The sequence below is a fragment of the Acidovorax sp. T1 genome (genome assembly GCF_002176815.1).
Lineage (GTDB): Bacteria > Pseudomonadota > Gammaproteobacteria > Burkholderiales > Burkholderiaceae_C > Acidovorax.
In genome coordinates this window covers 1,611,943-1,621,196 of the sequence record NZ_CP021648.1, presented here as the reverse complement: position 1 = coordinate 1,621,196, position 9,254 = coordinate 1,611,943, and the positions used below count along the sequence as shown (strand labels likewise).

The 9,254-nt window shown below is 64.0% G+C and carries 12 protein-coding genes and 1 riboswitch; of the genes, 9 read left to right on the top strand and 3 right to left on the bottom strand.

Annotated elements, in window-relative coordinates; all coding sequences use genetic code 11:
• Positions 1-2: 2 nt before the first annotated feature.
• A riboswitch (SAM-I-IV-variant riboswitch) is annotated at positions 3-109 on the top strand.
• A gap of 29 nt (positions 110-138) precedes the next feature.
• The 9 genes from CCX87_RS07715 (at position 139) to CCX87_RS07670 (ending at position 7,614) form a co-directional block, all read left to right on the top strand.
• Positions 139-567, top strand: coding sequence for a DUF3293 domain-containing protein (locus CCX87_RS07715; protein WP_087745217.1), 429 nt, complete (start codon positions 139-141; stop codon positions 565-567).
• Between the two features lie 102 nt (positions 568-669).
• Positions 670-891, top strand: coding sequence for a hypothetical protein (locus tag CCX87_RS07710; protein WP_143218334.1), 222 nt, complete (start codon positions 670-672; stop codon positions 889-891).
• Positions 892-1,020: 129 nt separating this feature from the next.
• A complete protein-coding gene (locus tag CCX87_RS07705; protein WP_087745214.1) occupies positions 1,021-1,971 on the top strand; it encodes a hypothetical protein in 951 nt (316 codons plus the stop codon).
• Positions 1,968-2,468, top strand: a complete 501-nt coding sequence (locus CCX87_RS07700; protein WP_198314775.1) for a hypothetical protein — start codon at positions 1,968-1,970, stop codon at positions 2,466-2,468. Before CCX87_RS07705 ends, CCX87_RS07700 begins: the two co-directional genes overlap by 4 nt.
• The gene (locus tag CCX87_RS07695) at positions 2,465-3,097 is read left to right on the top strand and encodes a hypothetical protein (protein ID WP_087745212.1); all 633 of its coding nucleotides are present in this window, start codon (positions 2,465-2,467) and stop codon (positions 3,095-3,097) included. Before CCX87_RS07700 ends, CCX87_RS07695 begins: the two co-directional genes overlap by 4 nt.
• A 16-nt stretch (positions 3,098-3,113) precedes the next feature.
• Entirely contained in the window at positions 3,114-3,872 is a 759-nt protein-coding gene (locus CCX87_RS21080; RefSeq protein WP_198314774.1) for a hypothetical protein, read from the top strand.
• 141 nt (positions 3,873-4,013) lie between these two features.
• A complete protein-coding gene (locus CCX87_RS07685) occupies positions 4,014-4,322 on the top strand; it encodes a hypothetical protein (RefSeq protein WP_087745210.1) in 309 nt (102 codons plus the stop codon).
• A 23-nt stretch (positions 4,323-4,345) separates the two neighbouring features.
• A complete protein-coding gene (locus tag CCX87_RS07680) occupies positions 4,346-5,773 on the top strand; it encodes a DUF6880 family protein (protein ID WP_087745208.1) in 1,428 nt (475 codons plus the stop codon).
• 974 nt (positions 5,774-6,747) lie between these two features.
• Positions 6,748-7,614 carry a phage integrase N-terminal domain-containing protein gene (locus CCX87_RS07670; protein ID WP_087745204.1) on the top strand — a complete coding sequence of 289 codons (867 nt, stop codon included), beginning with the start codon at positions 6,748-6,750 and terminating at the stop codon, positions 7,612-7,614.
• A gap of 25 nt (positions 7,615-7,639) precedes the next feature.
• Here the strand turns inward: CCX87_RS07670 and CCX87_RS07665 are convergent, their stop codons facing one another.
• Genes CCX87_RS07665 through CCX87_RS07655 form a run of 3 tightly spaced genes read right to left on the bottom strand, consistent with a single transcriptional unit; the run spans position 7,640 to position 9,144 of the window.
• Positions 7,640-8,425, bottom strand: coding sequence for a hypothetical protein (locus CCX87_RS07665; RefSeq protein ID WP_087745202.1), 786 nt, complete (start codon positions 8,423-8,425; stop codon positions 7,640-7,642).
• Between the two features lie 19 nt (positions 8,426-8,444).
• On the bottom strand, positions 8,445-8,768 hold the full coding sequence (locus tag CCX87_RS07660) for a helix-turn-helix domain-containing protein (RefSeq protein WP_087745199.1): 324 nt from the start codon (positions 8,766-8,768) through the stop codon (positions 8,445-8,447).
• A complete protein-coding gene (locus CCX87_RS07655; RefSeq protein ID WP_369825241.1) occupies positions 8,758-9,144 on the bottom strand; it encodes a type II toxin-antitoxin system RelE/ParE family toxin in 387 nt (128 codons plus the stop codon). Before CCX87_RS07655 ends, CCX87_RS07660 begins: the two co-directional genes overlap by 11 nt.
• Positions 9,145-9,254: the final 110 nt, after the last annotated feature.

Sequence of the window (9,254 nt, the reverse complement as noted above, 5' to 3'; positions counted from 1 at the left end):
TTTGGGCACATTTGGAATTGGGTCGACGCCCATGCCAACCTGCCTTCCCGGGCAAGGTGGAAACGCGAAAGCGGATGCGGCTCCTACTGGAGCAACGAAGCGGGTACAGCGTCGGCCCTCCCACAACGGAGGGCTTTTTTGTTGTTCGAATCAATCATCGACGCTGGCACCGTGCAGGCCTTTCGGGAGACCGAGTACAGGGTGCATGGCGACGAACCGTTCACCCTGAAAGTGGGCGAAACCTGCTCGGCGTTGGCCGCCGCGCACAAGCGCCACCGGGTCGAATGCAGCGCGTACATCACGGCCTGCAACCCCTTCAGCCAGATCCTCGACGACGAAGCCAATGCCGAACGGCATGCCGCCCTGGGACGCGAAATCAGCCAGCGCAGCCTTGCCAGCATCGAGGGAATCGGCCAGCACCCGTCCAATCAGTGGCCCGGTGAAGCGAGCCATCTGATCTTCGGCTTGACCTTGGAGGCGGCCAAGGCGCTGGGGACACGGCTGGAGCAGAACGCGATCGTCTGGGCGGGTGGCGACGCCGTACCGCAACTGATCTTGCTGCGATGAAATCACGGGCTGGTCAGCCCACCTTCAAGGTGAACGACCGGGGGGATTTGATCCAGATTGCCGCCCCCGACACATGTCAAAGCGGCTAAACAGGAGAAGTACATGCGTTCACTCATCCAGGCCACCCCGGCCTACGAGCTCTCGATCGACATCACCACCTCGGCGCACGGCCACAGCCTCCGGCTGATCAGCTTTGTGCCAACGGCTCGGCGCCCCGAGGATCAGGTCAAGTTCCAGGGCGTGTTCAGCACCGCGGAGCTCAAGTCACTTCGCGACGCATTGGACCAAGCACTGACCCCGGAAGCTGACAGGCTCATCCAGTGAGCTTGTCGATGTACAGAATGATCTTCAGCACCCGCGGGTTGGTCAAGGTGCGCCGCGCTGGCGCATCGAAGCACAGGAGTTGCCCTCCTGAACGGCCGAGCAGGGGCAGGTTTTGATCGGGGAGAAACCATGTTTTGGAACAAGAAGGATGAACCCAGCCCACTAGGCGTGCCGCTCGGCGATCTGATGGTGATGCTGCAACCTACGTCGATCAAGGCAAGCCTGAAGGGCAATACCCTCACGGCCCGCCATGAGCACTACACGATCCGCATCGAGGTTGTGCCGCCCGAAACCCGAGAGTCGGAGAACGGGCCGATCCGCGCGGTGGTGCGCATGATCACCGAGTTGCCCAAGCCAATCTTGACCCTCTTCCAGGGCAAGGAGGCAGAGGCCACGGCGGCCTACAACGCGTTCGCCGCGTTGGGGTCCCTGTGCGCAGATCGCGGCAACGTCTACATCGGATCCAGGCTGACGATCTACGAAGCCGAGGACTCTTGGCGAACGCTGCACCTGCCGCTTCTGATGTTCACCACGATCTGTGGCACCGAGGCGATTCTCGGCGCGCTGCGCCGGACCATGACCAACGAAGGACAGCGAGGCGGCACATCGAAGTGGACTGAGCGCGACTTCGCGCAAGTCGAGGGATATCTCTCACAGATGTGCCTGTGCACCACCGGAGGCTTGGGTCTGACGGCCGAGTTCGGCTTGAACGAAGGCGCAGTGAGTGCGGCGGCCGGAGACCACAAGACCGCCTTGTTCCAGCTCATGGCCGATCAGCCACACCCAGAGCTGGGCGGCGGTTTGTTCTGCCTGCTGCAGATGCCGCACCAGCTGCAAGACGAGCACCGCCTCGAGCAGGTGTGCCTGCAGCTCAACAAGATGGAAATGGCCGCCCATGACCTGCCGCCGCACTTCGGGGCCTGGTGTCCAGGCAAGTTGGGCAACAACCCGGCCTACATCAGCTTCCTCCCGAACCCGCTGTACGCGGCCTCAGGTATCGCCGTCAACTCGGCCTTCTGGGCGATGAACCGCGCACAATGGGCAAACGCCATGTTGGCGTCACTCGGAGTGCGGGCATGACAGCGCAGATCGCTGAGAAGCTCCGCTACGAGGGTAAGGATGTGGCTATGTGCACCAACCCCCTCAGCGACTACTTCGCCATGGGCGGGGTCAATCCGCGCTTCGAATCGAATTGCACGGCGCTGTGGCGGGGCTACGTTGGTCGATGGGAAATCATCGATGGCCGGCTCTATCTGGTCGAGCTGCACGGCACCCTGGAGAGCGGAGACGAAGCATCGGTTGCCACCATCTTTCCGGAATTTCCGGACAGAGTTTTCGCCCACTGGTACTCGGGCACGATCCGCATCCCGCAGGGCAAGCAGCTCGAGTACGTTCACATGGGCTACGGCAGCACCTTCGAGCGAGACCTGTTTCTAGACCTGGAGCGTGGCGTCGTCAAGCACACCCGCGTACGCCACAACGGAACGGCAGAGTCCGAGAGCGCACCTGAAGGCTATGACGTTGGTGCCATGACAGTGTTTCCTCGGGCCAAGAAGGACGATGGGGAGGCCCCGTGATCTACCTGTATTGGTACCTGGGGATCGGCGCTGCGGTGCTTGCCGTTGTCTTTGGTGCGCACCGGCTGACAAAGAAGGACGAGCCGGAATCGCTTCATGACCTTCTCGACGCGGTCAACCCTGACCGCAAGAAGCTCTCGTACCGAATCCTGAATGACGTGGTGGCTCCGGTGCTCGCTGCCGTTGCCGTCGTAGTCGTCTGGCCCGCTGCTCTCTACATGAAGGGCAAGGAGATCTTCGGGAAAAAGAGCGTGTCTGCGCTGGACGAAGAGGGTGAGTTTGCGGTGGAGCGCAGTCACCTGCAGGAGCGTCTGCCTGTTCTTCAGATCGAGGCTCGCGAGGCGGTCACAGACCCGTTGGGTGCGGTCCCGGACCTGCCGTTCGGCCACCTGAATGCTGCTTGGAAGACCTTCGCTGAAAGCGTCGGAGCGGACGATGAGCTTTGGTCATTCACGGCGCCCTGGCAGACGACTTGGGGGCGCAGGGAAATCAGAACTGGATATGTCGTCGTGCGTGGCGGTGTCCCGGCCGCCCACTTTCTGAATATGTGGAAGGAGATCGAGGACGAGCCCGTCGACGGCCAGGCTCCAAATGCAGTCGGTGCCGACGGAACAAGGTTGTCAAGGTAGCAGGAAGGATTTGGGTATGCACGACATTGAGATGCACGAGATGACGGAAGCCTTCTTTCCGTGCTGGAAGGCGGCCGGCATCCACCTGAGCGATCAAGTAGACGGCGGAATCCAGTCCTGGCTGCGCGCACATCCCTACCCGCCGTTTCTGGAACACCTGTCGTTTCGCCTCGGCAATCAGCTGTACTTTGTCCGCATCGAGGACGCAGACGGCAAGGCTCAGGGCCCAGGCAGCATGCGCGGGCTTGCCGCCGCTGCCAGGGACGCCAACGGACACGCCTGCATCCTGCCGATGAAGAAGAAGCTCTTCGGTGGCTCATGGGTGGCAGACATGCCGGGCTGGGGCTTATTGAATGCAGAGACCAGAAAGCCGATCGACCCGGTATCCCTGGTCACGGACGAGAAGATCGAGATGTCGCCATGGGAGGTACATGACATGGCAGTTCAGGTGGTCAGGGACTTCCTGCAGAAGGAAGGCTTCGAGTTGATGTCCTGGCAAGGCAACCCTGAGGTCGATCCGTCGATCTGGTTCGTCGGCAAGACCAGAAGGCCTGAGTGGGTCGTCGTGCGGTCGGCCAAGTTTCCGGCCAGCAACGCCAATCGCCCGACCAACTGGGCTGCCATTGCAGATGGGTGCGCAAAGCTGAGTACCACTGGGCACTTCGCGTCGGTCGCTGTCGTCAGCGTGAACCAGCCCTTCGAGTCCAGTGAGGAGGTACCCGTACCCTTGTGGCGCGGGCACGGGATGCACATCCGCTTCGAAGGCTTGGAATGACACCGCCTAGCTCCATCGTTGCGGGGCCCGCTGCCAAAGGTAAAGAGGTCATGGTGAAGATCAGGGAGAAGCGCATCCGCTCCGAGAACGCGGTCGACTATTGATGCCGATGCAGGCAACTGGAAGCGAAGAACGAACACCGTGTACGTGATCGACACTCGACACTACCTCGACGACAAGGGCGACATCGGACCCGAGAAGGGGCCCGCCCGCAAGATGGCCGACTTCATCACTTCAGTGATCGCCCATGCGTCCGACTTCGACCGACCGGAAAGCACGCCCGGACCAGTCTGCTTCAAGTGCCGCAAGCGCGACAACCGCCGCGTGGACACCAGCATGACTGACGACGACTCGGTAGCCTGGCACTGCCCTGCTTGCGGCACCGAGGGACGTATCTCGAATTGGCAGGGGACGTTCTGGGACCTCAGCCACGGTATGCCGTCCGACTGACCGGGACTTTCGCCACCGTGACCATGCCACCCAAGCCGGCCGACGATCTTGAGTCTTTCCTGAAGTGCCAGGACCCATCGACGCTGGTGGCCGTTCTGATCGAACTGGCCAATGACCACGAGGCTGTGCAGGCGCGGCTCGCGCGGCTGCAGCTGGCCGACCGGCCGGACAAGCTCGCGGCCGGTTTTCGGAAGACGCTGACCGCCTGGCGCCGTTCGTCCAAGTTCTTCAGCTACCGCGAGGCTGGCGAGTTCGGGCGCACGCTGGAAGCCTGGCTGGACCAGGTCGATCGCGAGCTGTTGCCGAAGGATCCCGCCGCCGCACTGGCGCTGTTCGAATCGTTCATCGAGGCCGACGGTGCCTTCTTCGAGCGTGCCGACGATTCCGACGGCTGCATCGGCGACGCGGTGCGCGCCGCATGTCGGCATTGGCTGCAAGCCGCCTCCCAGTGCGAGGCACCCGCGAGCGAGTGGCCAGGCCGGCTTGTGCGGCTGGTCAGCGACGACCAGTACGGCGCTCGCGAAGAACTGCTGCGCCGCGCGGAGCTGCTGCTCGACGAGACAGCGCTGCGCGCACTGGTGGCGCAGTTCGAGTCCCGCATGGCCAGCGCCCTTGCCGCCCCCGCAAGCGGCGACGGTCCTGCGTACGAGGTGTTCAAGATTTCGGCCGCTTTGTCGCTGCTGGCCGAGGCCCTGCATGACCCAGACGTCAAGGTGCGCGCCGTGCTGAGCTACAGCCCGCAACCCAACGCGATTCAGCAGAAGGACTTCGCCGAGGCCTACCTCGAGGCCGACCGTCCGACCGATGCGTTGACCTGGCTTCAAGGGCCATGGGGGCACATGGAGGACACCCGGCAGAGCCTGGAATCCGACGCTCTGGGCCGCCTCGGCCGGTACGGCGAGAGCTCTGCCATCCGGCAGCGCCTGTTCGAGCGATCGATCTCCGTGTTCGACCTGCACCGCTGGCTCGAACACCTACCCGAAGCGTCCAGGCACCAGGCACTGGAGCGAGCCCGTGAGCTGGCGCTGGGACACGACGACCCGGCGGCGGCGGCCACGCTGCTGATGGACATCGGCGACGATGAAGCGGCCGAGGCGATGCTGCTGGCCGAACCGGCCCGCATACGCGGCGACAACTATGGTGCGCTGGTGCCGCTGGCGAAGGCGTTGCAGGCCCACCAGCGCTTGCGTGGCGAAACCGCCATCTACAGGGCGCTGCTCACGGCCATCCTCACCCGGGCCTATGCCCGTGCCTACGGGCATGCTGCCCGCTACTGGGCGCGGCTGCGGGAGATCGCCGCCACAGGCATTGGCTTGTTGCCGCTGGAATCGCACGACGACTTCGAGGCCGCGATCCGGTCGCGACACGCGCGCAAGTCCGCGTTCTGGGCGCACGTGAACGGCAAGCGCAGCGACCGCGCCGATGAGGACGAGCACGGCAGCGACGCATAGCGGACCGGCGATCGAAAGCGCTTATCCACGGCCGCGCGATCGGCGCCTCACACGCAAGACTCGCGCGGCGGTGGGTAAGCCGTCTGGCCCGCCACTGCGGTACCCGCTGTCAGCCGTGCTGACGGCCCTGTAGCAATGGGCTTGCCAATCTGGCAGCCGGAGACGGCCGCCGCGTTGGCTGCTGTTGCAGTCCGCATGATGTTGGCGCAGCATCGGTCCGTTTGATTTCTCGCTAGCTGAGTCAGCCCGGTTGATGCCCGTCACCGCATCGCCCATGCCCGCTCACGCGGGCGCGATCGCCGGCCTCATCTCCTGAAACCCGGCAGCCGAAAGGCGTGGAGATACGCGTCAGGCTTCGGGCACGACAGGCGCCCGCCCTGCCCCAACCGGCATCCCTGCCGCGCCCGCCGGCCCGCTGCGCTGCCGAAACCAGTCGGCCAGACCGAAGCGGCGACAGCCGATGTCCAGCTGCTGCAACCTCGCCAGCGCCCTGCTGCTGATACCCGCTGCGCCAACCGCGTCGTCACTACGCGGCGCCAGCCAGTAGTGACGACGCGCACGCTGCCCCAGCGCCCCAGGGCTGATGCCGAGCAGCCGCAAGTGATGGCCCCAAGTGATGGGCTCACCGCGCATCAGAACCGCAGAGCGTGCAACGCGATCTGCCCCGCCCGCTCCCCGCGGGCCATGTCAGCCACGGCGCCACCCGGCGCACCCAGAGCCTTGGGGAATGGCTCAACTCGATGGAGGGACTTGCAGCAGCAAGCGCCATCGAAGCCAATGCCGCGTGCCGCGGCGGCCAGCAGCAAGACCTCGGCACAAGACGGGAGTGGTGTCCCGTGTCCCTCGTAGTTCCCGCAGCGCTCAGGCGTTCGGGACGGACAGAAACACTTACCTGACCTGAACACACCAGCGACAACGAGCGGATACCCCGGGGCAACTGACAGACCAAAGGATGACAAACCGAGAGACAGCGAATGCGGGATCTGAACTATGAGCTGAAGCAGCTGTGCCGGCGCAACCGCGACGGCAGCTATGCGACCCAACGCGATCGCGAGCGCGTGCTCGACCTGGTGGCGGGCCAGCTTCAAGAACTCGGCTACCGGCACATGGCTGCAGCAAGCCTCAAGCCCAAGCACGTCGAGGGGCTGGTCGAGCGATGGCAGGCTGAGGGCCTGGCGGTCGGCACCATCAAGAACCGGATGGCCGAACTGCGCTGGTGGGCCGAGAAGGTCGGCAAACAAAACGTCATCGCGCGCGACAACGACCACTATGGCATCGGCAACCGGCAGTACGTCACCAACGTCAGCAAGGCGCGCGAGCTGTCCGGCACCGAGCTCGGCCGCATTACCGACCCCTACACCGCGATGTCCCTGCGGCTGCAGGCCGCATTCGGCCTGCGGCGAGGAGAGTCGATCAAGATCCGGCCAGAGTGGGCAGACCGGGGCAACAAGCTTGCGCTGAAGGACACCTGGACCAAGGGCGGCCGCGCCCGCGAGATCCCGATCCGCAACGACGAGCAGCGCCTGGTGCTCGATGAAGCCAAGGCACTGGCAGGCAGGGGCAGCCTCATTCCTGCAGACCGAAGCTACGTCGAGCAACTGCGGCGCTTCGAACACCAGTGCGCAACGGCAGGCGTGCACCGCATCCACGGGCATCGACACCAGTACGCGCAGGTCCGCTACCGGGAACTCACGGGATGGACGGCACCGGCAGCCGGTGGCCCGAGGTCCAAGGATCTGACAGCTGAACAGCGCGAACTGGACCGGGAGGCTCGGCTCACGATCAGCGCAGAGCTGGGGCATGAGAGGGAGCAGATCACGGCGGTGTATCTCGGCCGGTAGGTACCGATATTGCCGCCGGTCTGGGTCATCCGACGCCCAGGATCCAGCCCTCCACGCCGGCCACCATGCGCTCCGGCAGCGTCAGGTTCGGTTGCAGAAACCGCTCGAGCTGGCCAGACCGGTCGGCTTCACTGAGCCACGACGCCACGGCAAACGCGTCGTGCTGGTCGGGCGTGCGGTCATCGGCCGGGAAGGCGTGCTTCCAGAGCGACGGGTAGACCTCGACGACGGCAGACTTCCCCGAGGGGACTGACCAACCATCGAATGGCCAGAAATGTAGTCGGCTGCCGAGTTGCCTGCGCAGGTACAGCAGCCAGGGGATGCCGGCATGGGTCGATTTGGCTACCGAGCCCTGGACATCGAAATGGAACACCGACTTGGCCGAGCCGGCACGTTGTTCGGTCATCCTGCGCCAGCGGGTGTTGCCGGCGCGCGCTGCGCCGTTGCCAGCCAGGCCGTCGCGCACGAAATCGACATAGGTGTGCTCGGCATCCGTGGGCCAGTGGCGCTGAAAGTCCTCCAGGAACTTGGGCCAGTCCGGCTCCAGCCGGTGCACTTCGAAATAGCGCAGCGGAAACGAAAACCCGTGGTCGATGCCGACGATCGTAGCGACATCCTCGGCCAGGCGGTCCGCGAGCCACTCGGCGATGCCGCGTCGCGTCCAGTACTTGCGCGGACTCGGTGGCGGCACCACTTCTTGCGCTGCGGCAGCGCCATCGGCGCAATAGACCCGGAGCCCCTTCAGGCTGGACTCCGGCGTCTGCGCACCGGAATAGTCGATGCCGATGTACCGGGTGAAGGCAGTGGTCATCGGCGTGCTGGCTCGACGCTCAGGCCAGTACTTTGAGACCGTGCTTTTCGACGACGGCCAGCAGCTTGAGTGCCATGCCGCTCGGCCGTTTGGTTCCGGCCTCCCATTTCTGCACCGTGGATTCGCTGGTGTTCAGAAAGCGCGCAAACACCGGCTGGCTGACGTGTGCGCCCTCCCGAATTCGCTTGATCGCCTCAGGTGCGATCTCCACCGGCGACGCGAGGCAGGACTCGTCGAAATCACGCATGGTCGCCTTGTCGATGGTGCCGGCCCGGTGCAGCCCCTGCGCAGCGCTGTAGATAGCCTCGAAGGCGTCACTCTTGAACTTGGCTTTACGCGTCATGGAAAAGCTCCTGTAAGTCACCTTGACTCAGTGCGGATGCCAACTCGGCATCCGTCATGCGACCGTAGGCCTGCGCGAGCTTCCTGAAAGCAGCGAGCTCGTCGGGATCGATATTGGCCCGATCTTTCTTGGCAAAGAGATACGCGAAGACCCAGTGCTGGCCACCCTTTGCCAAGACGATGGAGCGGTGCATGTTCTCGTTGAGCCGCTTCTTGAATACGCCACCGCCCAAATCATCCGCCTGACCCCGCATGACCTCCAAAATCGCAGCCATCAACGTCGGATCACCAATCCGCGCCTTCTTGGCAGCCTTGCCGAACCAGGCAGTCTTGAATGCTCTCGCGGAAGACTTTCTTGGCATGACGAAGTATAGCACCCAGTCCTACTTAAAACATCAACCGACGTCGTTACGTCGACCCGGCCAAGGGGCCCACGCGCGTCAGCACTGCTGACAGCCAAAAAATGCCCGGGCAACCGTGAGGTTGC

Bases quoted from the DNA above. Each gene is read 5' to 3' on its own strand.
- CCX87_RS07710 (WP_143218334.1), top strand. From the start codon at position 670: ATGCGTTCACTCATCCAGGCCACCCCGGCCTACGAGCTCTCGATCGAC.
- CCX87_RS07705 (WP_087745214.1), top strand. From the start codon at position 1,021: ATGTTTTGGAACAAGAAGGATGAACCCAGCCCACTAGGCGTGCCGCTC.
- CCX87_RS07700 (WP_198314775.1), top strand. From the start codon at position 1,968: ATGACAGCGCAGATCGCTGAGAAGCTCCGCTACGAGGGTAAGGATGTG.
- CCX87_RS21080 (WP_198314774.1), top strand. From the start codon at position 3,114: ATGCACGACATTGAGATGCACGAGATGACGGAAGCCTTCTTTCCGTGC.
- CCX87_RS07680 (WP_087745208.1), top strand. From the start codon at position 4,346: ATGCCACCCAAGCCGGCCGACGATCTTGAGTCTTTCCTGAAGTGCCAG.
- CCX87_RS07670 (WP_087745204.1), top strand. From the start codon at position 6,748: ATGCGGGATCTGAACTATGAGCTGAAGCAGCTGTGCCGGCGCAACCGC.
- CCX87_RS07665 (WP_087745202.1), bottom strand. From the start codon at position 8,425: ATGACCACTGCCTTCACCCGGTACATCGGCATCGACTATTCCGGTGCG.
- CCX87_RS07660 (WP_087745199.1), bottom strand. From the start codon at position 8,768: ATGACGCGTAAAGCCAAGTTCAAGAGTGACGCCTTCGAGGCTATCTAC.